At 67.9% G+C, this 26,731-nt stretch carries 27 protein-coding genes; 20 read left to right on the top strand and 7 right to left on the bottom strand.

Going from position 1 to position 26,731, the window contains the following annotated elements; all coding sequences use genetic code 11:
• Positions 1–17: 17 nt before the first annotated feature.
• From cydD to ACP7AZ_RS00690, 3 genes are all read left to right on the top strand, one after another.
• Positions 18–1,631: a thiol reductant ABC exporter subunit CydD gene (gene cydD / locus ACP7AZ_RS00700; RefSeq protein WP_426035116.1), complete on the top strand. Its 1,614-nt coding sequence runs from the start codon at positions 18–20 to the stop codon at positions 1,629–1,631.
• On the top strand, positions 1,628–3,307 hold the full coding sequence (locus ACP7AZ_RS00695) for an amino acid ABC transporter ATP-binding/permease protein (RefSeq protein WP_426035114.1): 1,680 nt from the start codon (positions 1,628–1,630) through the stop codon (positions 3,305–3,307). The genes cydD and ACP7AZ_RS00695 overlap by 4 nt, the downstream gene beginning before the upstream one ends.
• 237 nt (positions 3,308–3,544) lie before the next feature.
• Positions 3,545–3,796 carry a c-type cytochrome gene (locus ACP7AZ_RS00690; RefSeq protein ID WP_426035112.1) on the top strand — a complete coding sequence of 84 codons (252 nt, stop codon included), beginning with the start codon at positions 3,545–3,547 and terminating at the stop codon, positions 3,794–3,796.
• Between the two features lie 118 nt (positions 3,797–3,914).
• On the opposite strand, the gene ACP7AZ_RS00685 is transcribed toward ACP7AZ_RS00690, so the two are convergent.
• The 5 genes from ACP7AZ_RS00685 to ACP7AZ_RS00665 form a co-directional block, all read right to left on the bottom strand.
• Positions 3,915–5,432 (bottom strand): acetyl-CoA hydrolase/transferase family protein, encoded by a 1,518-nt coding sequence (locus ACP7AZ_RS00685; protein ID WP_426035110.1) that lies wholly within the window; start codon positions 5,430–5,432, stop codon positions 3,915–3,917.
• 128 nt (positions 5,433–5,560) lie between these two features.
• Complete coding sequence (locus tag ACP7AZ_RS00680; RefSeq protein WP_426035108.1) at positions 5,561–5,944, bottom strand: ArsR/SmtB family transcription factor; 384 nt, start codon at positions 5,942–5,944, stop codon at positions 5,561–5,563.
• Between the two features lie 99 nt (positions 5,945–6,043).
• A complete protein-coding gene (locus ACP7AZ_RS00675) occupies positions 6,044–9,256 on the bottom strand; it encodes an efflux RND transporter permease subunit (RefSeq protein ID WP_426035106.1) in 3,213 nt (1,070 codons plus the stop codon).
• On the bottom strand, positions 9,253–10,281 hold the full coding sequence (locus tag ACP7AZ_RS00670; protein ID WP_426035104.1) for an efflux RND transporter periplasmic adaptor subunit: 1,029 nt from the start codon (positions 10,279–10,281) through the stop codon (positions 9,253–9,255). Before ACP7AZ_RS00670 ends, ACP7AZ_RS00675 begins: the two co-directional genes overlap by 4 nt.
• Positions 10,282–10,307: 26 nt before the next feature.
• Positions 10,308–10,637, bottom strand: coding sequence for a rhodanese-like domain-containing protein (locus tag ACP7AZ_RS00665; protein WP_426035102.1), 330 nt, complete (start codon positions 10,635–10,637; stop codon positions 10,308–10,310).
• A 215-nt stretch (positions 10,638–10,852) separates the two neighbouring features.
• Between ACP7AZ_RS00665 and ACP7AZ_RS00660 the strand changes: the two genes are divergently transcribed.
• The 3 genes from ACP7AZ_RS00660 (at position 10,853) to ACP7AZ_RS00650 (ending at position 13,230) form a co-directional block, all read left to right on the top strand.
• Positions 10,853–12,133 (top strand): NAD(P)/FAD-dependent oxidoreductase, encoded by a 1,281-nt coding sequence (locus ACP7AZ_RS00660; protein WP_426035100.1) that lies wholly within the window; start codon positions 10,853–10,855, stop codon positions 12,131–12,133.
• A gap of 204 nt (positions 12,134–12,337) precedes the next feature.
• Positions 12,338–12,541, top strand: coding sequence for a YgaP family membrane protein (locus ACP7AZ_RS00655; protein WP_426035098.1), 204 nt, complete (start codon positions 12,338–12,340; stop codon positions 12,539–12,541).
• Between the two features lie 191 nt (positions 12,542–12,732).
• The gene (locus ACP7AZ_RS00650; RefSeq protein WP_426035096.1) at positions 12,733–13,230 is read left to right on the top strand and encodes a YybH family protein; all 498 of its coding nucleotides are present in this window, start codon (positions 12,733–12,735) and stop codon (positions 13,228–13,230) included.
• Between the two features lie 6 nt (positions 13,231–13,236).
• Here the strand turns inward: ACP7AZ_RS00650 and ACP7AZ_RS00645 are convergent, their stop codons facing one another.
• Both ACP7AZ_RS00645 and ACP7AZ_RS00640 read right to left on the bottom strand, forming a co-directional pair.
• Positions 13,237–13,665 carry a DUF305 domain-containing protein gene (locus ACP7AZ_RS00645; RefSeq protein ID WP_426035094.1) on the bottom strand — a complete coding sequence of 143 codons (429 nt, stop codon included), beginning with the start codon at positions 13,663–13,665 and terminating at the stop codon, positions 13,237–13,239.
• A 59-nt stretch (positions 13,666–13,724) separates the two neighbouring features.
• Positions 13,725–14,000, bottom strand: a complete 276-nt coding sequence (locus ACP7AZ_RS00640) for a metal-sensitive transcriptional regulator (RefSeq protein WP_426035092.1) — start codon at positions 13,998–14,000, stop codon at positions 13,725–13,727.
• A gap of 101 nt (positions 14,001–14,101) precedes the next feature.
• Here ACP7AZ_RS00640 and ACP7AZ_RS00635 point away from each other — a divergent pair, with 101 nt between their 5' ends.
• The 14 genes from ACP7AZ_RS00635 (at position 14,102) to ACP7AZ_RS00570 (ending at position 26,719) form a co-directional block, all read left to right on the top strand.
• Entirely contained in the window at positions 14,102–16,456 is a 2,355-nt protein-coding gene (locus ACP7AZ_RS00635; RefSeq protein WP_426035090.1) for a heavy metal translocating P-type ATPase, read from the top strand.
• Between the two features lie 136 nt (positions 16,457–16,592).
• Positions 16,593–17,087 (top strand): DUF305 domain-containing protein, encoded by a 495-nt coding sequence (locus ACP7AZ_RS00630; RefSeq protein WP_426035088.1) that lies wholly within the window; start codon positions 16,593–16,595, stop codon positions 17,085–17,087.
• A gap of 80 nt (positions 17,088–17,167) precedes the next feature.
• Positions 17,168–17,530, top strand: coding sequence for a copper homeostasis periplasmic binding protein CopC (gene copC / locus ACP7AZ_RS00625; RefSeq protein WP_426035087.1), 363 nt, complete (start codon positions 17,168–17,170; stop codon positions 17,528–17,530).
• A gap of 1 nt (position 17,531) precedes the next feature.
• Positions 17,532–18,449 carry a copper homeostasis membrane protein CopD gene (gene copD, locus ACP7AZ_RS00620; RefSeq protein ID WP_426035085.1) on the top strand — a complete coding sequence of 306 codons (918 nt, stop codon included), beginning with the start codon at positions 17,532–17,534 and terminating at the stop codon, positions 18,447–18,449.
• A gap of 72 nt (positions 18,450–18,521) precedes the next feature.
• Positions 18,522–18,800 carry a hypothetical protein gene (locus ACP7AZ_RS00615; protein WP_426035083.1) on the top strand — a complete coding sequence of 93 codons (279 nt, stop codon included), beginning with the start codon at positions 18,522–18,524 and terminating at the stop codon, positions 18,798–18,800.
• Positions 18,797–19,237 carry a Spy/CpxP family protein refolding chaperone gene (locus tag ACP7AZ_RS00610; RefSeq protein WP_426035081.1) on the top strand — a complete coding sequence of 147 codons (441 nt, stop codon included), beginning with the start codon at positions 18,797–18,799 and terminating at the stop codon, positions 19,235–19,237. Before ACP7AZ_RS00615 ends, ACP7AZ_RS00610 begins: the two co-directional genes overlap by 4 nt.
• A 40-nt stretch (positions 19,238–19,277) precedes the next feature.
• The gene (locus tag ACP7AZ_RS00605; protein WP_426035079.1) at positions 19,278–19,799 is read left to right on the top strand and encodes an RNA polymerase sigma factor; all 522 of its coding nucleotides are present in this window, start codon (positions 19,278–19,280) and stop codon (positions 19,797–19,799) included.
• Positions 19,800–19,929: 130 nt separating this feature from the next.
• Positions 19,930–21,780 carry a copper resistance system multicopper oxidase gene (locus tag ACP7AZ_RS00600; protein WP_426035077.1) on the top strand — a complete coding sequence of 617 codons (1,851 nt, stop codon included), beginning with the start codon at positions 19,930–19,932 and terminating at the stop codon, positions 21,778–21,780.
• Positions 21,777–22,871 (top strand): copper resistance protein B, encoded by a 1,095-nt coding sequence (locus ACP7AZ_RS00595; RefSeq protein ID WP_426035075.1) that lies wholly within the window; start codon positions 21,777–21,779, stop codon positions 22,869–22,871. Before ACP7AZ_RS00600 ends, ACP7AZ_RS00595 begins: the two co-directional genes overlap by 4 nt.
• Before the next feature lie 17 nt (positions 22,872–22,888).
• Complete coding sequence (locus tag ACP7AZ_RS00590) at positions 22,889–23,275, top strand: copper resistance protein CopC (RefSeq protein WP_426035073.1); 387 nt, start codon at positions 22,889–22,891, stop codon at positions 23,273–23,275.
• Positions 23,276–23,285: 10 nt separating this feature from the next.
• Positions 23,286–23,510, top strand: coding sequence for an ammonium transporter family protein (locus ACP7AZ_RS00585; protein WP_426035071.1), 225 nt, complete (start codon positions 23,286–23,288; stop codon positions 23,508–23,510).
• A 165-nt stretch (positions 23,511–23,675) separates the two neighbouring features.
• Entirely contained in the window at positions 23,676–24,095 is a 420-nt protein-coding gene (locus ACP7AZ_RS00580) for a hypothetical protein (protein WP_426035069.1), read from the top strand.
• 60 nt (positions 24,096–24,155) lie between these two features.
• Positions 24,156–25,463, top strand: coding sequence for a TolC family protein (locus tag ACP7AZ_RS00575; RefSeq protein ID WP_426035067.1), 1,308 nt, complete (start codon positions 24,156–24,158; stop codon positions 25,461–25,463).
• Complete coding sequence (locus tag ACP7AZ_RS00570; protein ID WP_426035065.1) at positions 25,460–26,719, top strand: efflux RND transporter periplasmic adaptor subunit; 1,260 nt, start codon at positions 25,460–25,462, stop codon at positions 26,717–26,719. Before ACP7AZ_RS00575 ends, ACP7AZ_RS00570 begins: the two co-directional genes overlap by 4 nt.
• Positions 26,720–26,731 lie beyond the last annotated feature (12 nt).

The following is a 26,731-nucleotide window of genomic DNA, read 5'->3' as shown; positions in this document are numbered from 1 at the left end:
GCGTCTAGGGCGGACCCATGACGGCCGACGCCCTTCCAACACTTGCTCCCGGTTCCTGGCTCAAGGCCGCGGGCCGGCCCCATCGTCGGCTGCTGGGTCTGTCAGCGGCTCTGGTCGTCGGCGACGTCGCGCCGGCGATCGGTTTCGCGGCCGGCCTCGGCCTGGCCATCGGCGCCCTTGAGCATTCGGTCGCCGAGGCCGCCCCCTGGCTGGTTCTGGCCGCCGCGAGTCTGGTGCTGCGAGGCTGGATGGGTCAGGCCGCGACCTTCGTTTCCGCCAAGGCCGCGGCGGCGGTCAAGGGCGAGGTCCGGCAGGGGATCGTCGCCGATCTGTTCGCCGGTCGGCGATCTGCCGCCGCCGCCCTGACCGCGGTTGTCGAGGCGGTCGAAACCCTGGACGGTCATGTCGCCCGCTTTGCCCCCGTTCGCCTGGCCGCGACCGTTTCGCCCGTGATCGTGATCGCGGTGTGCGCCCTGGCCAGCCCGGTCGTTGCCGGCATCCTTCTGCTGACCCTGGTCCCCTTCGTGGTCGGCATGGCCCTGGCCGGTGGCGCGGCGGCGGCCGAGAGCCGGCGGCAGTTCCAGGCGCTTGAACGGCTGTCCGGGATGTTTCTGGACCGCGTCCGCGCCCTTCCCACCCTTCTCTCCTTCCAGGCCGAGGCGCGCACCACGCGCGAGATCGCCGGCGCGGCCGACGAGCTGGAGCGCCGCACGGGTCGGGTGCTCAAGGTGGCGTTCGTCTCGTCGGCCGTGCTGGAGTTTTTCTCGGCCCTCTCGGTCGCGCTGGTCGCGGTCTACTGCGGCTTCAACCTGTTGCGCATCCTGCCGTTTCCCGTGCCCGAGACGCTGGACCTGGGCCGCGCCTTCTTCGTGCTGGCCATGGCGCCCGAGGTCTATGCCCCCATGCGCCGTCTGGCCGCAGCCTATCACGAGAAACAGGCCGCCGAAGCCGCCGTGCCGTCGATGGCCGGGCCGGAGCCGGGTCGACCCGGCATTGCCCCGCCGTCCCGCCGGTGGTCGAGCGCCCCGGAACTCGACTTCCGATCGGTCACGATCCGCTACGGCGACGGCGCGCCGGCGATCACCGATTTCGACCTCCATGTCCCGACCGGAGCGATCGTGGCCCTGGTCGGCCCCAGCGGCTCGGGCAAGACCAGCCTGCTGCATCTGCTGCTGGGCCTGGCGCCGCTGTCATCGGGCGAAGTCCGGGTCGGCGGTCACGGCCTGTCGCACGCGGGCGCGTTCGCCGGAGCCGTCGGCTGGGCCAGCCAGAACCCGGTCGTGGCCCCCGGAGCCCTCTTCGACAACATCGCTCTGGCGAGGCCGGGTGCGAGCGTAGAGGAGATCCGCGACGCCGCCGCCCGCGCGGGTCTCCAGGGTGATCTGGGCCGCATCCTCGACGAACGCGGCGGCGGGCTCTCGGGCGGCGAGCGCCGACGTCTGGGCCTCGCCAGGGCTCTGCTGTCGCCGTCACGCCTGCTGTTGCTGGACGAACCGACCGCCAATCTCGACCCGGCGTCCGAGACGGCCGTGCTGGAGGTGATCCGCGCGGCGGCGGAAGGCCGCACCACCCTGATCGCGACCCATTCACAGGCCGTCATGGCCCTGGCCGACCGGGTGGTGCGGCTGTGAAACCGACGACCGCGCACACGGAAGACCCGACCCTCGACGCCCTGCTGGCCGAGCAACGCCGCGCCCAGGGCGGACGGTTGCGGCTTGCCGCCCTGTCCGCCGCCCTCGTCTCCGGCGCCTCGGTGGCGCTGCTGGGTCTGTCCGGCTGGTTCATCACCGGGGCGGCGATCGCCGGAGCCGGCGGCTTCGCGGTCGTCCAGGCGTTCAACTATCTGCTCCCGGCCGCCGTGATCCGGATGCTGGCCATCGTGCGGACGGGCTCGCGCTACGTCGAACGGGTCAGCGGCCACGCCGCGGCTCTCAAGGCCCTGGCCCGTCTGCGGCCGCTGTTGTTCGCGCGACTGGCGGCGGCCGCGCCCCGTCAGGCGTTCAGCCTCTCCAGCGGCGAAGCGTCAGCGCGGATGATCCAGGACGTCGATGCGATCCAGACCGTGTTCGTGCGCCTGAGCGGGCCCTGGGGCGCCGGCGCCGGCGCTCTGGCCGCGATCGGCCTGGCGCTGTTGGCCGGTCCCCTGCCCGCTCTCGTCCTGGCCGCTGGCATCGCCATCACCATCTTCGGAGGCCTTCTGATCGGCCGGCGCGTCGCGGACCCCGCGGGACGGCGGGTGCAGGTCGCCATGGGCCTGTTCAAGGACCGGCTTTCGGCCTTGCAGGCCGCGGCTCCCGAGCTGCGAGCCTATGGCCTGGAGAGTTGGGCCGCCGACCAGGTGGGTCAGGCGGCGCGGACCCTGGATCGTCGCCGGGTCGCGGACGCCGTGGCCGGCGGATGGATCCCGGTGTTCCAGGCCGCGGTCCTGGCCGTGACCGTAATCGGGGTCATTGCGACATCCGCCCCGGCGTCCCTGCCGCTCGTCGCCCTCGCGGCGCTGGCGTCCGTGACGGGACTTGAGGCCGCCGCCGCCCTCACCGGAGGTCTGCGCCAGAATGGCGCGGCCCAGGAGGCGCTGGCACGGCTGGCTGAGGTTCTGGATGACCCGGCCAGGCCCGTCATCCGGCGACGCGCACCTTCGATGGCCGGCGACGCCATCATCATCCGCTCTGCGGCGTTGGAGATCGTGCCGCCCTTCCGTCTGGGCGTGATCGGTCCCTCCGGCTCCGGCAAGACGCGGTTGATCGAAACCATGATGGGGCTACGCGCCTCTCTCGCCGACCAGTTGCGACTGGGCGGCCTGCCTCTCGAGGACGCCGCTCTGGACGACGTTCGGGCGCGTTTCGCCTATGCGTCGCAGGACGTCCGGCTGCTGGCAGGGTCGATCGCGGACAATCTCCGTCTTGCCAATCCAGCCGCTTCGACCGACGACCTCTGGGCTGTCCTGAGCGACGCATGCCTCGCCGACCGGGTCGCGGCGCTTCCGGCCGGTCTCGACACGGTTCTGAGCGAGAACGGCGACCGGCTGTCCGGCGGCGAGCGCCGGCGCCTGGGACTGGCGCGCGCCTATCTGCGCGACGCGCCCTGGCTGGTGCTGGACGAACCGACCGAAGGCCTCGACGCCGCGACCGAAACCCGGGTGCTGAACGGTCTCACGCATCACCTTTCGACCCGCCGCCAGGGCCTGATCCTGGTCAGCCACCGATCGGCGCCCACGGCCCTGTGCGACCAGATCGTCGACGTCTCGGTCACGCTCTCGCCAGGTGGAATTCCGCTCGGGGATCGCGACGTCAGGGCCGCCGCTTGACCTGGGTCAAGGACGCCGACCCGGGGCACTGGTCAAATGAGACCTGGTCGCCGGAGTAGTGTCATGCGAGTCCCCACGATTATCGGTCTTCTGCTGGTTGGGGCGTGTTCGCCGCTTCCCGGGCCCCGGGTCGCGTCGCCGCCGAGCGCGCCACGCGCTTCAAACACCCAAGACAGCCCTGCCGTCTCGTCCCTGTCGACGGCCCTGGATCGGGAGTCCGCGTCCCGAGGCCGCGCCATGGCGATCGTCGGGTGCGCCAGCTGCCACGCCATCGACGCCGCGGGCGACAGTCCGCTCGCCGTTGCGCCGCCATTCAGAGACATTGTCCGGCGCCGAGGCTCCGACGAGCTGGCCGCCGCATTCGAACAGGGCCTGGTTACGACCCATCCCGCCATGCCGCCCTATGTCTTCGGCGCCAGCCAGATTCACGACCTGACCGCCTATCTCGACACGTTGCGCGCACCGGACGGTCGCACGTCTGCTCCGTAGGCGCGTGTCCCGCATCAGGAACCATTGAACCGCTGCACCGCCCGCGCCCGGACCCTCGCCGCGGCGAGGATGGGTCCGGACCGCCACGAACCGGACCTCGATCCCGCCCGGGTCTCGCTCAACCGCCGGCCATGCTGCCGGTCCGGACAAACCGGGCATGCCACGACAGGGCCTCATCGAGCAGCATCGGCGTCTGCAGGCCGTAGGAGCCCTTGAGCGCGCGCTGGAAATAGTCCTCCAGCATCGGGCGGAACGTCGGGTGGGCGCAGGTGTCGATGACGACGCGCGCGCGCTGTTTGGGCGACAGGCCGCGAAGATCGGCCAGACCCTGTTCGGTGACGATCACCTGGACGTCCTGATTGATGTGATCGACGTGGGAAACGGCGGGCACCAGGGTCGAGATCTTGCCGCCCTTGGCCGTCGAGGCGCTCATGAAGATGGAGATATAGGCGTTGCGGGCAAAGTCGCCGGAGCCGCCGATGCCGTTCTGGATGCGCGACCCCATCACATGGGTCGAGTTGACGTTTCCGTAGATGTCGGCCTCGATCATGCCGTTCATGGCAATGACGCCCAGACGGCGGATCACCTCCGGATGATTGCTGATCTCCTGCGGCCGAAGGATGATCCGGTCCCGGTAGTCGCCCATATTCCGGTTGACCCGCTCGGTCAGTTCGGGGCTTAGGCTGAGGGCCGTCGAGGAGGCGACGCGCAGCTTGCCGCTGTCCATCAGCGCCAGCATCCCGTCCTGGATGACCTCGGTATAGGCGCTCAGATTGTCGAACGGCGCGTCGATCAGGCCGGTCAGGACCGCATTCGCTGTATTGCCCACGCCCGACTGGAGCGGCAGCAACGACGGCGGCAGTCGGCCCCTGGACACCTCGTGCTCGAGGAACTCCAGCAGATGGCCGGCGATGGCCAGGTCGTCCGCTCCGGGCGCGGTGAACCCCGCGTTGCGGTCGGGCCGGTCGGTCTCGACGATGGCCACGATCTTGTCCGGGTCGCAGCGGAAACAGGGCTCGCCGATGCGGTCGCCCGGGCGGATCAGCGGGATCGGCACCCGGTTCGGCGGCAGGGCGGTGCCATAGTAGATGTCGTGCATGCCCAGAAGCTCCGGGTTCTGCCAACGGTTAACCTCGAGGATCACCTGGCTGGCCCGGTCCAGCCAGGTCTTGTTGTTGCCGACCGAGGAGGCCGGGATCAGCGCCCCGTCCTCGCGGATGCCCGTGACCTGGATGATCGCCGTGTCCAGCGGGCCGAGAAAACCCTGCCAGGCCATCGGCGCGACCTGGCTCAGATGCATGTCGAAATAGGCCATCTCGCCGCGATTGATCCGGTCGCGGCAGGTCGGGTCGGAGTTGTAGGGCAGCCGGAACTCGATGCCGTCGGCCTTGGCCAGGGCTCCGTCCAGTTCCGGGCCGGTCGAGGCGCCCGTCCAGATCCGCAGCTTAAAGGGTCGGCCCGCCGCATGCTCGGCCTCGATCCGGGCGGCGAGCGCCAAAGGGACCGCTGTCGGATAGCCCGAGGCGGTGAACCCGCTGAGCCCCACCGTCGTGTTGGGCGCGATCAGGCTTGCGGCGTCCTCGGCCGACATGACCCGGGCCCGGTGTCGGGCGCTGGCGATACGATGGTCCGTCATGAAGTGATCTTTCCCAGGTCCCGGCATGGGCCCTGCCATTAGGTGAACGCGCCTGTCGGCCCTGGACCCACGCAGCCGGGCGTCCCTTGATTCAGGTCAATGTCTATCGAGACCAAAACCTCATCAGCCTAAATAGGGCCTGCCGAACCTGCCGGGGCGTCCTGCTGGCCGCGATAAATGTCCCGAAGCGTATGCAGCACCCGGAGTGCGGAAGGATCATCCAGCCGATAGTAGATCGTCTGCGCATCGCGCCGGGTGGCGACGAGACCTTCGGCCCGCATCCTGGCCAGGTGCTGCGAGGCTGCGGACGGAGCCAGCCTGGCATTGTCGGCGAGGTCGCCAACCGACGCCTCGCCCTCGACGAGCCGGCACAACAGCAGAAGCCGTTGTTCGCTCGCCAGCAGTTTCAACAGGCGCGCCGCAGGTTCGACGCAGTCCTCGAACCCGCCAAGGTCATTCCACGAAGGGTGAACTGTGGGCGCAATCATCTGCTTACTGTAGAAGGTGCGCATACACGATCAAGCCACTCTCCGCCGTCCTGCGGGTTCGAGGAGACTGCGCAGGGTCGGACCTGCTCGGTAGCGAAGCCGAAGTCGATTGCCATGCTCATGTCAGCTTTCTTCCGGGGCCAGGGGACGGCCGTCGTCGCGCAGGACGATATAGATGGCCGGGATCACGAGGACCGTCAGCAGGGTCGATGAGGCCAGGCCGAACAGAAGCGAGATGGCCAGACCCTGGAAGATCGGATCGGTCAGGATCACCGCCGCCCCGATCATGGCCGCTGCGGCGGTCAGCACGATGGGCTTGAAGCGGATCGCGCCCGCGTCCAGCAGAACCTCGCGCAGGGACCGCTCCCCGGTCTGGCTGTGACGAATGAAGTCCACAAGCAGGATCGAGTTTCGGACAATGATGCCGGCCAGGGCGATGAAGCCGATCATCGAGGTCGCGGTGAAGGGCGCCCGGAACAGGATGTGGCCGATGACGATGCCGATCAGGGTCAGCGGAATCGGCGTCAGGATGACGAGGGGCAGTCGGAAGCTTTTGAACTGGGCGACGACCAGCACATAGATGCCGAGAATCGCCACGCCGAACGCTGCGCCCATGTCGCGGAAGGTGACCCAGGTGATCTCCCACTCGCCGTCCCAGAGCACGGTCGGTCGGCTCTCGTCCGTCGGCTGGCCGTTCATGCGGATATCCGGCTTGGGAACATCCCCCCAATCGCCCTGACGGATGATCTGGTCGACCGCCATCATGCCGTAGATCGGGGCTTCATAGGCGCCGGCCAACTCGCCCATGACCATGTCCACGTCCCGGCCGTCGCGGCGGAAGATGTGGGTTGAGCCGGGTTCGCTCGAGATGGTGGCGACCTCGCCTAGGGACACGAGCCGTGCGCCAGCCGCGCCTTGCGACACGGCGACCGGCATGGACGCCAGGCCCTCGCCCCAGCTGCGCGCCGACTGGGGCAGGCGCACCGAGATTTCTAGCGGATCGCGACCCTCGCCACGATGCGCATAGCCGACGACCTGGCCGCCGAGCGCGGCGGCGATGGAGTCGTAGACGTCTCTGTCGCTGACCTTGAGGGCTTCCAGCCGGTCCCGGTCCGGGACGAGCCGCAATCCGGGCCGCGGCTGGCCATAGCTGTCGTCGACATCGACGATATAGGGCACCGAATGGAACGCGGCCTTCACCCGTTCGGCGACAGCGCGCCGGGTCGGGGCGTCGGGGCCGTAGACCTCAGCCAGAAGGGTCGCCATGACCGGAGGACCGGGCGGCGCCTCGACCACCTTGATCACGCCGCCGGCAGGCAGCACCACACCCGCGAGCTTCTCACGCAGATCGAGGGCAATGGCGTGGCTCGACCGTTTGCGCTCTCCCTTTTCCGCCAGGGCGACGGCCAGATCGCCCATCTCCGGCTTGTTGCGAAGGTAGTAGTGGCGCACCAGACCATTGAAATTGAACGGCGAGGCCGTTCCGGCATAGGCGTCGATGGCGACCACTTCCGGCAGGCCGCGCGTGATGATGGCGGCGTCGGCCAGGGTGCGCTGGGTGACCTCCAGCGACGTGCCCTCGGGCATGTCGAGTACGACCTGCAGCTCCGACTTGTTGTCGAAGGGCAGCAGCTTCACCGTCACTGTCCTGGTCGCGAACATGGCGCCGGCCAGAAGCGTGGCCAGACCGACGCCGATCAGGAAGATCCAGGCGGACCGCCTCGTGCCGATCACCCGGCTCGCGACCCTGCGATAGAGGGCGCCGAGTTTGCCTTCGCCGTGAGCGGGTGCGGCGGCAACCAGCGTCTTGCGGGCGAACCGGATCATCAGCCACGGCGCGATGACCACGGCGACGAAGAAGGAAAACACCATGGCCGCCGAGGCGTTGACCGGGATCGGCGCCATATAGGGACCCATCAATCCGGACACGAACAGCATCGGCAACAGGGCGGTGACCACCGTCAGGGTGGCGACGACGGTCGGGTTGCCGACCTCGGCGACGGCGTCGACAGCGGCGTCGATCCGGGTCCGCTCGTCAGGCATGGCCCAGTGCCGGGCGATGTTTTCGATCATGACGATGGCGTCATCGACCAGGATGCCGATCGAGAAGATCAGTGCGAACAGGCTGACCCGGTTGATGGTGTAGCCCAGCAGGTTGGAGGCGAAGAGGGTCAGCAGGATCGTCGTCGGGATGACGACCGCTGTCACGCCCGCCTCGCGCCAATCGATGGCGAAGCCGATCAGGACGACGATCGACAAGGTGGCCAGGCCTAGGTGGAACAGCAGCTCATTGGCCTTCTCGTTGGCCGTAGCGCCGTAGTCCCGGGTGACCGCCACATCCAGGCTGTCGGGAAGCAGCGTGCCCCTCAGCGCCTCGACGCGCGTCAGGACCTGTTGCGAGACGACGACAGCGTTCGCTCCCTTGCGCTTGGCGATCGCCAGGCTGACCGCCGGAGCTTCGCTCCAGCCGTCGTCCGTGCGCGCATAGCGCCAGGCGTGGGCCTGGTCCTCGCGCGGCGCCTCGATGACGCGGGCGACATCGCGGACATAGACGGCTTCGCCCCGGGCGGAGGGCAGCGCCAGAAAGCCGATCTGGGTCGCGCTGGCCAGGGTTTGACCGGCGGTGACGTCAACCGCCTCGCCGCCGTTGCGCACCTGACCCGCCGGGAAGGCCCTGTTGGCTTGCCGAATAGTGTCCATCAGGGCGCCCAGCGACACGCCATGCTGGGCCAGGCGTGCCGGGTCCGGCTCCACCCGAATTTCCTGGGGACGGCCGCCGACGATGAAGGTCAGCCCGACATTATCGACCTTGGCGACCTCGGTCCTGAGCTTACCGGCGAGTTCGAACAGGGCCTGATCGGTCCACTGGCCTGCGGCCCCGGGCCTGGGCGACAGCGTCAGCACCAGGCTCGGCACGTCATTGATGCCCCGGGTCTGGATCAGGGGTTCGGCGATGCCGGAGGGAATCCGGTCGTAGTTGGCGCGGATTTTCTCATGAATGCGGACTGCCGCCGTGTCCGGATCGGTCCCGACGTCGAAGCGTGCGGTGACCATGACCTGGTTGTCGTCGGCGAAGGTGTAGACGTGTTCCACGCCCGCCACGCTCTTGACGATCGTCTCCAGCGGCTTGCCGACCAGTTCGACCGCATCCGCCGCCCGCAGCCCCGGGGCGGCGACCATGATGTCGACCATGGGCACGCTGATCTGCGGCTCTTCCTCCCGGGGAATCGACACCAGGGCCAGCAGGCCCACGGCGATGGCGGCCAGCAGGATGAGCGGCGTCAGCGGCGAACGGATGGAAATCCGGGTCAGCCGTCCGGAGAGGCCGAGGTTCATCGGGCGGCTCCGGCGGGACTCAGCACGTCACCGGCACGAAGCCCGGCCAGCACCTCCACGGTATCGGCGTCGGGACCCGCCGTGGTCTGAACGGGGATCTCCGAGAGCGTTCCATCCGCCCGGACCAGTCGGGCGTAGTCGATCCCGAACCGGGTGAGGATGTAGCGCCGCGGCACGATCAGGGCCTGGCGTTCGCCAATCCTGACATGGGCGCGGACCCTTTGCCCGATCAGGTCCTGCGGCAAGCCCGGTGCGCTGACGTCGGCCATGACCTGACCGTCCGTGATCGACGGATAGATCTGGCTGATCGCGCCTTGGGTCGCGACGCCCAGCAGGTCCGCCGCCGCCAGTTGCACGACGTCGCCGACCTGCAGCGCGCGCGCCTGACCCTCCGGCAATTCGATACGCACCACCATCGGCCCCGCGGTGATGGTCGCCAGCGTCTGGCCCGCCATCAACACCGATCCCACCGGGACGTTTGCCTTGAGGACGCGACCGGCAGCCGGGGCAAGAATCGCGCCTTGCCCGGCGAGTTCGACACTCGCGCCGCGCTGGGCGCGGGCCGCGGTCAGGTTGGCGTTGGCGGCCCGGGCCTGGGCCTCGACCTGGTCGAGCCTGGCCTGGGCGTAGATGCCCTGGGCGAACAGGCTGCGTGTCCGCGCGAGGTCCGCATCGGCGCGACCGGCCTCGGCGGCGGCGGCGGCGACCTGGGCGTCGAAGGCGCCGGTTTGAAGCGCCAGACGGGCGTCCGTCACGCGGCCGATCAGCTGGCCCTGGCGGACCATGTCCCCCTCCCTGACGCCGAGCATAACCAGGGTCCCCGAGATGCGCGCCCGGGCTTCGGCCATGTCGCGGGTCGTCAGCGTTCCGGGGACGGGCTTGAGGTCAGCGACGGTCCGGGCCTGCAGGGTCAGGCGGCCCGCCTGCGGGGCGGCCTCGGCGACCGGAACCGCAGGTTCAGGGTGTCCGCAGGCGCCCAGCAGCAGGGCCGCGCCCAGGACGATCAGAAAGGGAAGTCGTGCCATGATTCATCCATTCGCCCCGGCGCCGATCAACCGGCGACCGTCGGCAGGCCTGCGACCTTCCAGGCGGCCAGTCCTCCCGCCAGATGGGTTTCCATGACCTGTCCGGCCTTGCGGCACTGATCGACCGCCATGGCAGATCGCTTGCCGCCCGCGCATTGCATCACGATCGTTCTGGAGCCCGCATCGGGCAAGGTCTCGGGGTTGAAGGAGGAAAGCGGGACGTTGAGCGCGCCCGCGATCCGTTCGACCTCGAACTCGCTCGGCTCCCGAACATCGATGAGCAGGATCCGGTTCTCATCGAGACCGGCCTTCAGCTCGGCGGGTGTGAGGTCCTTGGGTTTGGGGGAGCCGAACATTCTGGGAAATCCTTGGAAGAGTGCGCGCTTCTGGCGTGATGAAGCCGCTGTTAATTCGTTATTGCGTATATGCGCGTATACTAATACACAATCAAGCACCGCCTACGAGCCGTAGGGCTGAGGGTGTTGCCCGGCCTTGATCCGGATCAAGGCGCGGTCGGGCGAAAGCGCGGACGTTCCACAGCGGTCAAGGCCGCAAATGCAGGAGACCGAACATGGCCAAGCCCCGCATCGTCATCCTGGGCGCAGGATTGGGGGGCGCCGTCGCCGCCTTCGAAATCAAGGACGCCGTCGGAGACGGGGCCGACGTCAGCGTTGTGTCGCAAGGCGACAGGTTTCACTTCGTCCCCTCCAACCCCTGGGTCGCCGTCCACTGGCGAAAGCGCGACGCCATCGAGGTCGATCTGCCGCCGGTCTTCGCCAAACGCGGCATCGCCTTCACGGGCGTCGGAGCCAGGCAGGTCTCGCCTGCCCTCAATCAGGTCGAGCTGAACGACGGCGCCATCGTCGGCTACGACTATCTGGTCATCGCCACCGGCCCCGACCTGGCCTTCGATGAGATCGCGGGTCTTGGCCCGCATGGCGGCTTCACCCAGTCGGTCTGCCATGTCGATCACGCGGAAGCTGCGGCCGCGGCCTTCGACGCCTTCGTCCTGAACCCGGGTCCGATCATCGTCGGCGCCGTCCAGGGCTCCTCCTGCTTTGGCCCGGCCTACGAGTTCGCCATGATCCTCGATACGGAGCTCAGGCGCCGCAAGATCCGCGACAGGGTGCCGATGACCTTCGTCACCTCGGAGCCCTACGTCGGCCACCTCGGCCTCGACGGCGTCGGCGACACCAAGGGTCTGCTCGAGAGCGAGATGCGCAATCGCCACATCAAATGGGTCACCAACGCCAGGGTCGCCTCGGTCGAAGCCGGGCTCATGCATGTCGAGGAGATCGCCGACGACGGTTCGATCAAACAGACCCATGACGTGCCGTTCGCCTACTCAATGATGCTGCCGGCGTTTCGCGGCGTCGCCGCCGTCCGGGGCGTCGAAGGCCTGACCAACCCGCGCGGCTTCATCGTCATCGACAAGCACCAGCGCAATCCGACCTATCCGAATGTCTTCGGCCTTGGTGTGTGCGTGGCCATCGCGCCGACCGGCAAGACGCCTGTGCCCGTCGGGGTCCCCAAGACCGGTTTCATGATCGAGAGCATGGTCACCGCCATCGCCCAAAACATGGCCGAGATCCTCGATGGCAAAGCCCCGACGCACGAGGCGACCTGGAACGCCTTCTGCCTCGCCGACTTCGGCGACGGCGGCGTGGCCTTCGTCGCACAGCCGCAGATCCCGCCCCGCAACGTCAACTGGTCGGCGAGCGGCAAATGGGTCCACCTCGCCAAGGTTGGTTTCGAAAAATACTTCCTGGGCAAGATCAGGCGGGGCGAGAGCGTGCCCTTCTACGAGAAACTAGCCCTCGAGATCATGGGCTTGCGCAAGATCAAGGCCTGACCCGTGCGCCAGTTCGTCTGCCCGGCCTGTGGCGCGGCCAACCGCACGCCGGACGGCAAGGACCCGGCATTCCGGCGCTGCTGCTCCTTCGCGACGATCATGTGATCGCCCGAACCGCCGGGCTGCTGACCAGCCCACAGATCGTCGCCTGGACGCGCCAGGCCCTTGATCCGGCCCAAGGCCGGGCCTGACTGGAGACTGACCATGACCGTCGACCGTGCTGTATTCCTTTTCCTTGGCTGTGTTGTCCTGACCAGCGTCGCCCTGGCGTATTTCGTGAACCCCTGGTGGATCGCATTGACGATCTTCGCAGGCCTCAACGCGATCCAGGCCGCCTTCACCGGATTCTGTCCCGCCGCCCTCGTTTTCAAAAAGCTGGGACTCAAGGTCGGGGTCGCCTTCCGCTAGCGCCGAGCGGTCGTCGCGCTCTATGCCCGGAGTCGGGCGCGCGGAGCTTCGTCGTGCGCCATTATACCGCGGCGGGTTTCTGAGCCGTCGGACGGACCGACGCCGCCCCTCGAATGGCGAAGCGCCGGGGTCGCCTACGTGCGAAATGGCATCTAGCGTGTGAAACCAGTTCATCGCTTTGGGGAAATTCCATGTCGTCCGCCAAATCTCTTCTCGCCCTCGTCATCTCCCTGTCGATCACGTCGGTCGGACCTGCGCTCGCTCATGAGCCCGGCCAGACTGCCGCCACCTCGGTCGTTGATGTCCAGGTCGAGGCGATGGCGGCGGCGAGTGTCGTCGACGCCTTTCATGCTGCGCTGGAACACGGCGAGACAGACACGGCACTGGCCCTCCTCGCCGACGACGTTCTGATTTTCGAGGGCGGCGGGGCCGAACGATCGAAAGCCGAATATGCGCAGCACCATCTGGCCGCCGACGCGGCATTCTCGGCCGCGGCGCCCAGCATCCAATCCCGCCGGCTAGCGCGAGCCGGCGCAAACAGCGCGTGGGTCGCGACCGAAAGCCGAACGACAGGCATGTTCAACGGGCGCCCGATCGACAGTCTCTCGGTCGAAACCATGGTCCTTCGTCGCGAGGCCGGTGGATGGCGGATTTCGCACATTCATTGGTCGTCGCACGCGGCGCGCTGATCCAGGTCAGCCAGTGGGGGCCGCACCTGCCCCCTTCTGCGCCAGCCAGGCGTCGATCAGTGTGATTTCCCGCTCCTGCGCCGCGATCACCTCCTGGGCCAGGCTTCTCGCCTGGGCGTCCTTGCCCTGCGCAAGTTCCACGCGAGCCATCGAGACCGCGGCGACATGGTGGCCGCGCATCTGCTTCATGAAGTCGATGTCCGCATCGCCGGTAAACGCGGGCATCTCCTCCATCATCGTGTTCATCGAGGATTTGTAGCCCTGGGTGGCGACGGAATCGCCGGGCGCGGCCGCAGACATGCCGGCGCCCATCTGTCCTTGCCCGCCTGCCATTGCGGCCGCCTCAGGCGACGCGGCAGCGGGCTCTTCGGGTTGTCGCGGGGAACAGGCCGCCGACAGGGCGCAGGCGGCGAGGACGAGACTGATGCGTTTCATGACGGGTTCCTTGATATCCCGACGTGAGCGACCAGCCAGGCTGGTTTGTTCCGTCGGTCCTACCGTCCGGCCCGCGCCAGAAGTTCGATCAGTTCGCCAGCCTTGGCCTTTCGATCCTCGGGATCGTCGCCGGTCATGGCGCCCATCACGCAGTGATCGAGGTGATCCCGCAGCACTTCGGTCTCCACGCGATGAAGCGCGGCCCGGACCGCCTGCAACTGGGTCAGCAGGTCCACGCAATATCGGTCGTCTTCGACCATGCGGGCGATTCCCCGCACCTGGCCTTCGATGCGGCTCAGCCGGTTGAGGACCTTGGGTTTCGTTTCAGTTTGCATGCGGCCTCGCCCCGTGAGCCTTCCATATACCCCATATGGGTATCTTGCGATATACCCCCCATGGGTATATGTGAGCACTTCGATCAGACGGAGAGAGCGATATGTCCACGCATCCCCACAGTCACACGGCAGCCCACACCTGCTGTGCGGCCAAGACCTCGGACGGCTCTGCCACGGTCAAGGATCCGGTCTGCGGCATGACGGTCGATCCCGCGACGACGGCTCATCGCGCCGACCATGACGGCAAGGACTATTTCTTCTGCTCGGCAGGGTGCCGGACCAGGTTCGTCGCCGACCCGGATCGCTACCTGACCCCCAGGGCAGAGGGCGGGCCCGTCGTTCCTGGCGTCATCTACACCTGCCCGATGCACCCGGAGATCCGGCAGGAAGGCCCAGGCTCCTGCCCGATCTGCGGCATGGCGCTCGAACCGGAAACGGTCACCGCTGAAACGCCGCCCAACCACGAACTGATCGACTTCACCCGCCGCTTCCAGGTTGGCCTGGTCCTGACCCTGCCGGTTTTCGTCCTGGAGATGGGCGGGCACCTGACCAACCTGCACATGCTGATCCCGGGCCAGATATCGAACTGGATCCAGTTCGCGCTGGCGACGCCCGTGGTCCTTTGGTGCGGCCTGCCCTTCTTCGAGCGCGGCTGGATATCGCTGCGCACCCGTAGGCTGAACATGTTCACCCTGATTTCCATGGGGGTGGGGGTCGCCTGGCTCTACAGCGTCGTGGCGGTCCTGGCTCCGACCCTGTTCCCGCCCGCCTTCCTCAAACCCGATGGAAGCGCGCCAGTGTATTTCGAGGCGGCGGCGGTCATCACGGTGCTGGTGCTGATCGGACAGATCCTGGAACTGCGGGCACGGGAGCAGACCTCCGGCGCCATCCGCGCCCTGCTGGACCTCGCGCCCAAGACCGCGCGACGGGTTCGGGCCGACGGCGTCGATGAAGACGTTTCGCTGGATCAGGTCGTGGTCGGGGATTCCCTCAGGGTCCGTCCCGGAGAGAAGATCCCCGTCGACGGCCAGCTGCTGGAGGGCCGCGTCGCCGTCGATGAATCGATGGTGACCGGCGAGTCCATGCCGGTGACCAAGGAAGCCGGCGACCGCGTCGTCGCCGGTTCCCTGAACACGACCGGCTCCTTCATCATGCGCGCCGACAAGGTCGGGGCCGACACCCTGCTTTCGCAGATCGTCCAGATGGTGGCCCAGGCTCAGCGCAGCCGCGCGCCGATCCAGCGGCTGGCCGACACGGTCTCCGGCTGGTTCGTCCCGACGGTGATCGCGATCGCCATACTGGCTGCCGTCGTCTGGGGCCTGGTCGGTCCGGAGCCTCAACTGTCCTACGCCCTGATCGCGGCGGTTTCGGTCCTCATCATCGCCTGTCCCTGTGCGCTCGGCCTGGCGACCCCGATCTCGATCATGGTGGGAGTGGGCCGAGGGGCGCACGCCGGCGTACTGATCAAGAACGCCGAAGCGCTCGAACGCTTCGAGAAGGTCGACACCCTGGTTCTGGACAAGACCGGCACCCTGACTGAAGGCCGCCCGTCCGTGACGGCGATCCTGCCCGCCGAGGGCTTTGCCGAAGCGGACATCCTGCGTCTGTCAGCCAGCCTCGAGCGCGGCAGCGAGCATCCCCTGGCCGACGCGATCGTCCGGGCCGCCAGGGACCGGGATATCTCCCTTTCCGAGGCAGCGGACTTCGACAGCCCGGTCGGCCGCGGCGTGCGCGGGACGATCGAGGGTCGCCAGGTGGCCCTGGGCAACACCCGCTATCTCGGCGAACTCTCGATCGACGTCTCCGCCCTGGAGCCGCAGGCCGAGGCGCTCCGCCACGACGGCGCCACCGCCATCTTCGTGGCGGTCGATGGGAAGGCCGCTGGAGTCATCGGCATCGCCGACCCGATCAAGGCCACCACGCCGGATGCGATCCTCGCGCTGAAGGCAGCCGGCCTGCGGCTGGTCATGATGACAGGGGACAACCGGACGACGGCTGAAGCCGTGGCGCGACGCCTCGGCATCGACGAGGTCCAGGCCGAGGTCCTGCCGCAGGACAAGGCGTCCGTGGTTCAGCAGCTTCGCGCGGAAGGCCGGATCGTCGCCATGGCGGGGGATGGCGTCAACGACGCCCCGGCCCTCGCCGCCGCCGATGTGGGCGTCGCCATGGGGGCGGGCTCGGACGTCGCGATCGAGAGCGCCGGCGTGACCCTGCTGGGCGGCGACCTGCAAGGCATCGTCCGGGCCAGGCATCTGTCGAAGGCGGTGATGGGCAATATCCGCCAGAACCTCGTCTTCGCCTTCGGCTATAATGCGCTCGGCATCCCGGTGGCGGCCGGCCTGCTCTACCCTGTGTTCGGCTGGCTGCTCTCGCCCGCCCTGGCGGCGCTGGCCATGGCGCTCTCCTCGGTCAGCGTCATCGGCAATGCGCTGAGGTTGCGCGCGGTGAAACTCTAGGCGCGGCTTCAACTCCTGCAGCGCCGGGGAACTGGCGGCGTAGGGCCGGATTGAACCGCAGCGACCGCCGACGCCTTCGTGCGTTTCAAGGCCAACGGGCGGTGTTGGCTGACATTTCTGCAGAAGGACACGGACGATGTCGCATCAACATTCGAGCCACGACGAGCACGGCCGCGCGGGCGGTATGGGCCCCTACCGAAGCCTTTACCTCGAGTTGGCGATAGATTTCGTCATCATGTACCTGGTCATGTTCACGATGATCGCCACGCTCGGTCACTTCTACCTCAACCTGAACAACGTCTACATGACCTTGATGATGGTCGCGCCGATGGCAGTCCTGATGCTTGTCTTCATGCGGTCCATGTATCCGTCCTGGAAGACGAACCTGATCATCGGAGCGGTCGCGTCCGTGATCTTCGTCGGCAGCTTCATCGGCATGCGAACCCAGGCGTTCGTAGGCGACGACGAGTTCCTGCGGTCGATGATCCCGCATCATTCCGGAGCCGTGCTGATGTGCGAACAGGCGTCGCTCACCGATCCGGAGATCATCGCCCTGTGCGACGGCATCGTGCGGGGCCAGCAGGAGGAGATCGCCCAGATGCAGGCGCTGCTCGAAAAGCGCCGCGACTGAACGGAAGAGGCTGCGGCGAGGGAAAGCGGCGTCCGCCGCGTATTTCTGAGACATCATCTGGATGTCATTGGAGTCACGACATGCGTTTCAATCGTTTCGTTCCCGCCTTTGCCGTCGCCGCGGCCGTGGTCATGGCCGCCGGTGCGGTCAGCGCTCATGCACGCCTGGTCAGTTCGACGCCCGCGGCCAACACGACCGTGGCCGCGCCCCGCTCCATCGCCCTCACCTTCAGCGAGCGGATGGTCCCGGCCTTCTCGACGTTCGAAGTCGTGACGACCGCCGGCGCCAAGGCCGCCGTCAGCACGGCCGTGAGCGAAGACGGCCGATCGATCACGGGCACACTCGCCCGACCGCTCGCCGCCGGAGGCTATACGGTCAACTGGACCATCGCCTCGAACGACGGCCACCGCATGACCGGTTCCTACGCCTTCACCGTTCGCTGACGTGATCGAGGCCGCGGTCATTGGCCTGCGAGCGGTCCAGTACGCCGCATCCGCCCTGCTGTTCGGTCTGCCCGCCTTCCTGATCTACAGCGCGGCGGCGACGACGCCCCTCGCCCTGACCTGGCCGCGGCCCGCCCTGTTCTGGGCGGCCGTGGCCCTCGCCCTGGCAACTCCGGCCGCCCTCGTCGCCCAAACCGCGATGATGGCGGGATCCTTGAGCGAAGCGATCAAGCCTGGTTCGCTGGTCATGATGGTCACCGGAATGGGTCTCGGCATGGCGCTGGCCGTCCGATCCGCCCTTGCGCTTCTGGCCTTGGCGGCGATCGCGATGATCAGACCCGGGCCCCGGCTATGGTGGATTTGCGCCTCGTTTGGCCTTGTCATCTCGGCGAGCTTCGCCTGGACCGGTCACGGCGCGGCCACGGAGGGTTCCGGACACGCGCTTCATCTGGCGTCGGACATTCTGCACGCCGTTGCGGCGTCGGTTTGGGTGGGGGCTCTGGCCGCCTTTGCCGCCCTGGTGATGTGGCGCCCAAGGGAGCCGTCGGTTCAGAATCGCGCTCTGGCGCGTGCATTGATTGGCTTCGCGGGTGTCGGCGCCTTCGCCGTGGCGATTCTCGTGCTGACAGGGCTCGTCAATAGCGCCTTCCTGGTGGGGTGGAGCGGGATCTGGACGCTGATCGATACCGCCTACGGGCGCTGGTTCATTCTCAAGATCGTCCTGTTCGGCCTCATGCTGAGCCTGGCGGCCGCCAATCGCTTTCGGCTGACGCCCGCCTTCGAGGCTGCCAGCGCGGACCCGGCTGCCGTGTTCGGCCATCTCAGGCGAAGCCTTGTCGCGGAATTCGCGCTCTCTCTGGCTGTTCTGATGGTCGTCGCCGTGATGGGCACGCTCGCCCCCCCGGCCTCATTGCCTTGACGGCGCGAGACCTCAACCGAGGGATTTGGCTGTACGAAGCGTATGGGTTACGGGGGCCGACAGAGGTGGAACATGACTGAGGACATCGATCGCCTGATTGCAAACGCCCGACCGGCGAGCCCGGCCACGCTTTCCGGTCTGGAATCCGATGTGTGGCGCCGCATCGAGACCCGGGTCGGCGAGCGGCGGATGGGCCACGTCCGCCTCGCCGCCATGGGCATGGCGCTCGTCGTGGGCCTCGCCAACGGGGGCCTGTTCGCCCTGTCCGCACAGGCCAAGCCCCCGGAGATGCAGGTGTTCAGCGTGTCGGGGGGCCTGTCCCCGATCGCAATCCTCGGAGCCGCCGAATGAAGGCGAGCTGGCGATCCATCGTCATCACGGCGGCGCTCGCCGCCCTCGCCAGCGGCGCCGGGACCTGGGCCAGCACGGCATGGCTGATGAAGCGGCACGACGCGCCCAATCTGCACAGCATCGTCCATCATCAGCTGGATCTGACGGCGGAACAGGAAGCCCGTCTGGAGACGATCGAGGCCCGTTTCGCCTCGCGCCGGGGCGCGCTTGAAGGGGAAGTCCGGACGGCCAATCGCGAGTTGGCGGACGCGATCGCGGCCAGCGAGGGCGACAGTCCGCAGGTCCAGGCCGCGGTTGATCATTTCCATGCCGCCATGGGCGATCTCCAGAAGGCCACCATCGCCCATGTGTTCGAGATGCGGTCGGTCCTGACGCCCCAGCAGGCCCAGGCGTTCGACCGCCAGGTCGTCGGAGCCCTCCTGCAAGACGCAGGGTAAGAGCCGGGTGGGTTCGGGGGCTCCACTCGAAGCACGGGCGGTGACCGGCGACCGGGCCGCCTTCAGCGCGCTGATGACCGCGACCAAGGGCGACCTGCATCGCTTCGTGCGCCGGTATGTCGGCGACGACGACGAGGCCTACGACCTCGTACAGGAAACCTACACCTCCGCCTGGCTCGCCATTCGCCGGTATGACCCCAGCCGCAGCTTCCCCACCTGGCTCCGCTCGATCGCCGTCAACAAATGCCGCGACTGGGGCCGCAAGCGGACGGTGCGCCGGGTAGTCCGCGGTGTCATGGGGCTGGACGCGCCGGAGGCCCTCGCCGTCGGGGACGGGACCGCGTCCCCCGAAGAGCGTCTGGACCAGGGACAGCGCCGGGCGGCCCTGGACCGGGCCATAACCGCCCTGCCGGACGCCCTGAAGGCGCCGCTCCTTCTGACCGCCCTCGAAGGCCGCTCTCACGCCGAGGTCGCGCGCATCGTCGGGGCCACGCCCAAGGCGGTTGAGACCCGCGTCGCCAGGGCCCGGGCCCGGCTGGCCGAGGCGCTTCGGGGACTCTGATCGTCACCACCGTCTGAGACGGTTCGCCGCAAGGGGCCGGGCGTGTTCACGCGTATTGACAAGTAGGACGTCCAGTCTCCCGCGCCCTGGAAGACGACGTCGACATAGTCTGAGCGAGGACCGAACTGTCATGTCGAGTATGCGACTGGATCGCCGCAGCCTTCTCCGCAGCGCTGCGGCCGGAGGCGGCTTGCTGGGTCTGCAAGGCCTGATGCCGGCCTGGGCCCAGACGGGGTCCGCGGGCCTGCGGTCCGATCTGCCCTCGCTCGTCGGGCCCAATATCGACCTCACGGTTGGACATTCGCCCTTCTCGGTCGGCGGCCGAACCGGGCACGCCGTGACGGTCAACGGCCTGCTGCCGGCGCCGTTGCTGCGCCTCCGCGAGGGTCAGAACGCCCGTCTCTCGGTGACCAACACCCTGGACGAGGACACTTCGATCCACTGGCACGGCGTGCTGCTGCCCTTCCAGATGGATGGCGTGCCGGGCATCAGCTTCCCGGGCATCGGGCCGCGCGAGACCTTCATCTACGAGTTCCCGGTCCGTCAGCACGGCACCTACTGGTACCACAGCCACTCCGGGCTTCAGGAGGCGATGGGGCACTATGGGCCGATCGTCATCGACCCGGCCGGCTCCGATCCGGTCGCCTACGACCGCGAGCATGTCCTCGTCCTGTCGGACTGGAGCTTCATGCATCCCCACGAGATCCTGGCGAAGCTGAAGAAGAGCCCCGGCTATTTCAATCGCCAGCGCACGACCCTGTCCGGCCTGCTGTCAGGCGAGGACGGCATGAGCCTCGAAGAGCGGCGCATGTGGGGCCAGATGCGGATGGACCCGCGCGACATCTCGGACGTGAACGGCACGACCTACACCTTCCTGGTCAATGGTCATGGCCCGGACGAAAACTGGACCGGCCTGTTCCGTCCGGGCGAGCGCGTCCGCCTGCGCATTATCAACGCCTCGGCGATGTCGATCTTCAATGTGCGGATCCCCGGCCTGCCCATGACCATCGTCCAGGCGGACGGGGTGGACGTGCGGCCTGTCGAGGTCGACGAGTTCCAGATCTCCGTGGCCGAAACCTATGACGTCATCGTCCGGCCGACCGAGGACCGCGCCTACACCATCGTGTCCGAGGCCATCGATCGTTCGGGCATGGGCCGCGCAACCCTCGCGCCCCGCCTCGGCATGACAGCCGAGGTTCCGCCCCTCCGTGAGGTTCCGACCCTGACCATGCGCGACATGGGGATGGGCAGTATGGACCACGGCGGCATGGCCGGGATGGATCATGGAGCCATGGCCGGGATGGACCACGGGGCTATGGCCGGGATGGACCACGGGGCCATGTCCGGGATGGACCACGCCGCCATGGCCCAGGCGCCGGCCGCCGCCCCGCCCTCTGACATGGCGGACATGGGCGCGATGAACATGCGCGATCCCGACAACGCGCCACCCGACATGGCGGTGGGCGTCGGCGTCGACATGATCGCCATGGCCCCCGCCAACCGGCTCGGCGACCGACCGCTGGGACTGGAGACCGTCGATCACCGGGTGCTGGTCTACACCGATCTGGTTTCGCTCCAGCCCAACAGCGATCGCCGGCCGCCCTCCCGAACCATGGAAATCCATCTGACGGGCAATATGGAACGGTTCATGTGGGGCCTGGACGGCCGCAAGTTCAGCGAACTGGTCGAGCCGATCCGGTTCGAACGGAATGAACGGGTTCGCGTCACCCTGGTGAACGACACCATGATGGGTCACCCTATCCACCTGCACGGCCACTTCTTCGAACTCGTGACGGGCGGGCCGGCGGGACACCAGCCCCTCAAGCACACGGTGAACGTCGCTCCGGGATCGAAGGTCACCTTCGACCTGACCGCTGACGCGCCCGGCGATTGGGCCTTCCACTGCCACATGCTGATGCACATGCATGCCGGCATGTTCAACGTCGTGACAGTGCGACCCATGGACGGAGCGGCGTCATGAAGCGTCTCGCTCTCGCTCTTGCGCCGCTGATCCTCGCCGTCAGCGCCTTCAACGCCCAGGCCCAGGACCCGCACGCGGGCCACGCCATGCCTGCCCCCGCACGACCCGCGCCCGTTCCGGCCCCCAGTCCCCCGACGCCCGCTCGCCCTGTGGCTCAGGATCCTCACGCGGGTCATGTCATATCCCCCGCGCCGACGCCGCCCGCAGCCGATCCGCATGCGGGCCACGACATGTCCACCATGCAACCCGCCCCGGCGGATCCTCATGCCGGACACGACATGTCGACGATGAGCATGGGACCGCCGGATGTCCCGACCAGCGCGAACGATTCCGGCCGACCTCCAGAGACGCCGATCCCGGCCGCCGCCCTGAGCGGCCCGACGCACGCCGCCGATCTGGTCTTCGGCGCGGAGGCGATGGCCCCATCACGCCAGACCTTGATTGCCGAGAACGGCGACGTCCGCACCACGGCCGTCATCATCGATCGCCTCGAAGCGGGCTTTGGCGATGGCGGTGACACCTACCTTTGGGATGTCCAGGGATGGAGTGGCGGGGACATTAATCGCTTCTGGTGGAAGTCAGAGGGCGAAGGCGACTTCGGCGGCAATCTTGAGAAAGCCGAACTCCAGGCCCTCTACAGCCGGGCCATCACGCCCTTCTGGGATGTGCAGGCCGGCGTGCGCCAGGACTTCCGCCCCGACGGGGAGGACACCACCCATCTGGTTCTGGGTCTACAGGGGCTGGCGCCCCATTGGTTCGAGGTCGACGCGGCCGCTTTCCTGTCCACGGAGGGTGACCTGACCGCCCGTGTCGAAGCCGAATATGATCAGCGGATCACCCAACGCCTGATCCTTCAGCCACGCTTCGAAATCGACGCCTCGGCCAGCGATATTCCGGGGCTGGAGATCGGCTCTGGCCTGTCCTCGGTCGAGGCCGGCCTGAGACTGCGCTACGAATTCCGCAAGGAGTTCGCCCCCTACATCGGCGTCGAGTGGAGCCGCGCGCTCGGAAACACCGCCGACTACATCGAAGCCCGCGGCGCCGAAGCTGAACACACCCGTTTCGTCGTGGGCCTCAAGGCCTGGTTCTAGTCAAAGGAGACCACCCCATGATCCGCACTCTCGTTCTCACCGCCGCCCTGGCGTTCGCCGGCGCGGCTGCCGCCCAGGACCCGCACGCCGGACACCACCCGGCACCGCAGGCCCAGGCTCCCGCCGCCTCCGGGATCGTCACCACGCCCGCCGATGGCGCGATGATCTCACGCTCGCCCGAACGGTTCAGCGCGACCTTCCCGCACCCCATGATCCTGAAGACCGTGACCCTGACTGCCAATGGCCAGGAGCCGGTTGTCGTGACTGCGCCCGCCGCGCCGGCGGCCGCGACCGTAGGGGTGGCCTTGCCGCGTCTCGCCCCGGCAACCTATGTTGCTGCCTGGGCCGCCGAAGGTCCGGACGGCCACAAGATGTCCGGCGCTTCCAGCTTCATGGTTCACTAGGAGAACGACGATGAAAGTTTCCAACCTGTTGGCCGCCGCTGCCGCGATCCTGACGCTGAGCGCCGGTGCGGCCCTGGCCGCAGAAGCCCGCGACTGCTGCAAGGACATGGCCGCAGACGCTGCCATGCCCTGCTGCGACAAGATGAAGACCGAGCCCGCTCCGACCGAGCCGGCGCCGTCAGCCCCGGTTCCGTCGGACACGCCGGCGCCCCAGGGTCACGCTGACCACAACTGATCGAACCGATCGGGACCGCCTGGGCCGAAGGCGCGAACTGGCTGGATGTCAGCCTTGCGCCGACGGCCACGAAACGGCGTCTCCATCAATGGGCGACGGCTGCGACGAGCCCCTCGTTGCGTCGTCGCCCGATTCCCCCTAGTCGGCCAAGATCGGGGTCTTCTATTGCCGCAATCGTTCCGCCTCCTCTGCGTCTGCCTCGGCGTGGCCATCCTGGTCGCGCTGCAGGCGCATGGCGTGATCGACACCCGGCATCGCCTTGAACACGGCCTGCAGTTCCCGGGCGTATCCTATGCCGAGGCCGCCACGATCGGCCACGATCACGAGCATGATCAGACCGAGCCTGCGCCCACTGACGACGCCTCGGCGTTCGACGTCGCCGACAGGCCCGGCGGGGATAGTCCGATCAACCATCACCATCATGGTGGTGGTGATGTGCATGTCGCCCTGACGACCCCGGCCCACCAGACAGAGGCCGTAATCATGGCGTCCGCCCGTCTGGGTCCGGCGTCAGGCCTGAGGCCGCCCGGAATCCGTGGTGACGGTCCTTCTCACCCTCCAAAACAGCAGCGCCTGATCGCCTGATCCTGCGCGACCGCCCGGTCGCGCGCGTCCTGTTTTTGGAGACTACCCTTGAGACATCCCATGTCCGGCGCTGCCGGATCGTGGACGCGAGTGGCGGCCGTTTCGGCCCTCGTGCTCACCTTTGCGGCGGCCTTGCCGCCCATCGAGGCTTTCGCCCAAGCGACGCCCGACTCCCTTGCCGGTGCGTCTGTGCGGTCACTTCATCTTGAAGAGGCGCTCCGTCGCGCCGCTGCCGCCGATCCCGCAAGGGCCGGTCTTGAGGCCCGATCCCGCGCCGCGGAGGCCGGCGTCCGTCAGGCGGATGTTCGCCCCAACCCGACGCTCGGCCTGATGGTCGAGAACCTGCCGACCCTCGGCAGCGGCGACATCCTCGGCCGCACCGAGACGACGTTCAGCTACGAACAGCAGCTCGAGCGAGGCGGGGACCGACCGGCGCGGGTCGATCTGGCGCGGGGCGAAGGCGTGTTGGTCCTCGCCACTGCCCGTGTCCGTCAACTCGACCGGCTCGAAACCGTGCAACGCGCCTGGACCGAGGTGCTGACTTCCGAGGCACAGCTGGAAATCGCCCGCGAACGGCTGGTCCTCGCGGAACGGTTCCAGGGCGAGGTGCAGCGCCGGGTCGACGCCGCCCGTGATCCGCTGTTCGCGGGCGCGAGGGCGGAGGCCGAACTGGCGCAGGCGCAGATCGATTTCGACGAGGCCGAGATCTCGGTCCGGATCGCCAGGATCAGCCTGGCCAAATTCTGGGACGGCCCCGCCGACTTCGAGGTCGGTCCGGCCGCTTTCGAAGACACCCGTGCGTCGCGGGTAGCGGCCGGCGAGGCCGCCCAGGCCGACTTCGACGTCTTCCTGGCCCAGCGAGGGATCGCCGACGCCCGTGTGCGGGTCGAGGAAGCCCGGGCCATTCCGGATCCGACCGTGAGCTTGGGCGTGAGGCACATCTGGGACAATGATCTGTCCCTGGTGTTCGGCGGCTCCATTCCGCTGCAGCGCCATGACCGGAACCAGGGCGCCATCGACCGCGCCCGCGCCGAGGGCACGGCCTACCAGGCCGATCTCGAGGCCTTCCGGATCGACCGCGAACGCGAGATCGCCCGGCTGCAGGTGCAACTCCTGGCCCGGGCCAATGAGGCCCGCCGCATCGCCGAGGAAACCCTGCCGCAGGCCGAACGCGCGGTGTCGCTCGTCCAGGAAGGGTTCGCCCGTGGCGGCTTCACCTACAACGACGTCATGGCCGCACATGCGGCCCTGCTCGAAACCCGGGCGCGCCGAGTGGCTGTGCTCGAACAATTTCACGCCGACCGCGCCCGCCTTGACCGGCTGACAGGCGCGCACGCCGGCCTGCTCGGCCTGGAGATCCAGCCATGACCCCTCCCCTCGTTTCGCGGCGCCTGATCGCCGTGTCCCTGATGGTGCTCGCCGCCGGCGTCTCGGCCTGCGGCCAGGGTGCGCCCGCCGGGAAGGCCGAAGGCGAGACCGCTGCGGCGGACTATGAGCGCGGTCCTCACCGGGGCCGGATGCTGCGCGACGGTGACTTCGCCCTGGAGATCACCATCTTCGAGGAAGGCCCCGAGCCGCTGTTCCGGCTGTATCCCTACTTCAAGGACAGGCCGCTGGACCCGCGTCAGGTCCAGGCGACCATCGCCCTGACGCGGCTCGGGCCGAAGGTCGATCGATTCAACTTCATACCCACCGAGGACTATCTCGCCAGCCCCGGCGTGGTCTCCGAACCGCACTCCTTCGACGTGGCGGTCGCGGCGACGCAGAACGGCAAGCGATCGACCTGGACCTATCCGTCCTATGAGGGGCGCACAATCATCACCGCCGACGCGGCTCGCGCCGGGGGCGTCACGACACAGCGTGCCGGTTCGGCGGTCCTGGGCGAATCCCTGCCCCTCAGCGGTCGGGTGGAAATCACCCCCGAGGGTCAGAGCGATGTGTTCGCCCGTTATCCAGGCCGGGTGATGGCGATGAGCGTCGAACTGGGTCAGCGCGTCTCGCGTGGCCAGGTTCTGGCGCGCGTCGAGTCGAGCGAGAGCCTCCAGACCTATTCCGTTACCGCGCCCATCTCGGGCGTCATCATGGCCAAGAACGTCAACGCGGGGGCCATCACCGGCGCGGGCGGCGAGCCGATGCTGGTGATCGGCGATCCGTCGCGTCTACACGCCGAGTTTGCTCTCTATCCGCGCGACGCCGAGCGCGTGCGCATCGGCCAGCGCGTCGAGGTCACCAGCCTGGCGGGCGATCACCGCTTCAATGGCGTCATCGAAACCATCCTGCCCGGCTCTGATCCGATGAGCCAGACACTCATCGCCCATGTCGATCTGGCCTATCAGGGCGGTGTCTGGCGGCCCGGTCTGGGGGTGCAGGGGACGGTCCAGGTCGGCGAGGGCGCCGTGCCTCTGGCGGTCCAGACCAAGGCGCTGCAGCCCTTCCGCGACTTCACCGTCGTCTACGCCAAGGTCGGCAACACCTATGAGGTGCGGATGCTCGAACTGGGTCGAAGGACCGACGAGTGGACCGAGGTGCTGGGCGGGCTCGAACCCGGAACCGAATACGTCGTGGACGGCGCCTTCCTCATTCGCGCGGACATCGAGAAGTCCGGCGCGAGCCATGACCACTAGAGGGCGCCAGAA

This window comes from Brevundimonas sp. DC300-4 (assembly GCF_049897365.1).
Lineage (GTDB): Bacteria > Pseudomonadota > Alphaproteobacteria > Caulobacterales > Caulobacteraceae > Brevundimonas.
The sequence above is the reverse complement of the archived record's forward strand: the minus strand, read 5'-3'. Positions and strand labels throughout refer to the sequence as shown.

Coding starts and splice junctions, on each gene's coding strand:
- cydD (WP_426035116.1), top strand. CDS start 18: ATGACGGCCGACGCCCTTCCAACACTTGCTCCCGGTTCCTGGCTCAAG.
- ACP7AZ_RS00690 (WP_426035112.1), top strand. CDS start 3,545: ATGGCGATCGTCGGGTGCGCCAGCTGCCACGCCATCGACGCCGCGGGC.
- ACP7AZ_RS00685 (WP_426035110.1), bottom strand. CDS start 5,432: ATGACGGACCATCGTATCGCCAGCGCCCGACACCGGGCCCGGGTCATG.
- ACP7AZ_RS00680 (WP_426035108.1), bottom strand. CDS start 5,944: ATGCGCACCTTCTACAGTAAGCAGATGATTGCGCCCACAGTTCACCCT.
- ACP7AZ_RS00675 (WP_426035106.1), bottom strand. CDS start 9,256: ATGAACCTCGGCCTCTCCGGACGGCTGACCCGGATTTCCATCCGTTCG.
- ACP7AZ_RS00670 (WP_426035104.1), bottom strand. CDS start 10,281: ATGGCACGACTTCCCTTTCTGATCGTCCTGGGCGCGGCCCTGCTGCTG.
- ACP7AZ_RS00665 (WP_426035102.1), bottom strand. CDS start 10,637: ATGTTCGGCTCCCCCAAACCCAAGGACCTCACACCCGCCGAGCTGAAG.
- ACP7AZ_RS00660 (WP_426035100.1), top strand. CDS start 10,853: ATGGCCAAGCCCCGCATCGTCATCCTGGGCGCAGGATTGGGGGGCGCC.
- ACP7AZ_RS00655 (WP_426035098.1), top strand. CDS start 12,338: ATGACCGTCGACCGTGCTGTATTCCTTTTCCTTGGCTGTGTTGTCCTG.
- ACP7AZ_RS00650 (WP_426035096.1), top strand. CDS start 12,733: ATGTCGTCCGCCAAATCTCTTCTCGCCCTCGTCATCTCCCTGTCGATC.
- ACP7AZ_RS00645 (WP_426035094.1), bottom strand. CDS start 13,665: ATGAAACGCATCAGTCTCGTCCTCGCCGCCTGCGCCCTGTCGGCGGCC.
- ACP7AZ_RS00640 (WP_426035092.1), bottom strand. CDS start 14,000: ATGCAAACTGAAACGAAACCCAAGGTCCTCAACCGGCTGAGCCGCATC.
- ACP7AZ_RS00635 (WP_426035090.1), top strand. CDS start 14,102: ATGTCCACGCATCCCCACAGTCACACGGCAGCCCACACCTGCTGTGCG.
- ACP7AZ_RS00630 (WP_426035088.1), top strand. CDS start 16,593: ATGTCGCATCAACATTCGAGCCACGACGAGCACGGCCGCGCGGGCGGT.
- copC (WP_426035087.1), top strand. CDS start 17,168: ATGCGTTTCAATCGTTTCGTTCCCGCCTTTGCCGTCGCCGCGGCCGTG.
- ACP7AZ_RS00615 (WP_426035083.1), top strand. CDS start 18,522: ATGACTGAGGACATCGATCGCCTGATTGCAAACGCCCGACCGGCGAGC.
- ACP7AZ_RS00610 (WP_426035081.1), top strand. CDS start 18,797: ATGAAGGCGAGCTGGCGATCCATCGTCATCACGGCGGCGCTCGCCGCC.
- ACP7AZ_RS00600 (WP_426035077.1), top strand. CDS start 19,930: ATGTCGAGTATGCGACTGGATCGCCGCAGCCTTCTCCGCAGCGCTGCG.
- ACP7AZ_RS00595 (WP_426035075.1), top strand. CDS start 21,777: ATGAAGCGTCTCGCTCTCGCTCTTGCGCCGCTGATCCTCGCCGTCAGC.
- ACP7AZ_RS00590 (WP_426035073.1), top strand. CDS start 22,889: ATGATCCGCACTCTCGTTCTCACCGCCGCCCTGGCGTTCGCCGGCGCG.
- ACP7AZ_RS00585 (WP_426035071.1), top strand. CDS start 23,286: ATGAAAGTTTCCAACCTGTTGGCCGCCGCTGCCGCGATCCTGACGCTG.
- ACP7AZ_RS00575 (WP_426035067.1), top strand. CDS start 24,156: ATGTCCGGCGCTGCCGGATCGTGGACGCGAGTGGCGGCCGTTTCGGCC.
- ACP7AZ_RS00570 (WP_426035065.1), top strand. CDS start 25,460: ATGACCCCTCCCCTCGTTTCGCGGCGCCTGATCGCCGTGTCCCTGATG.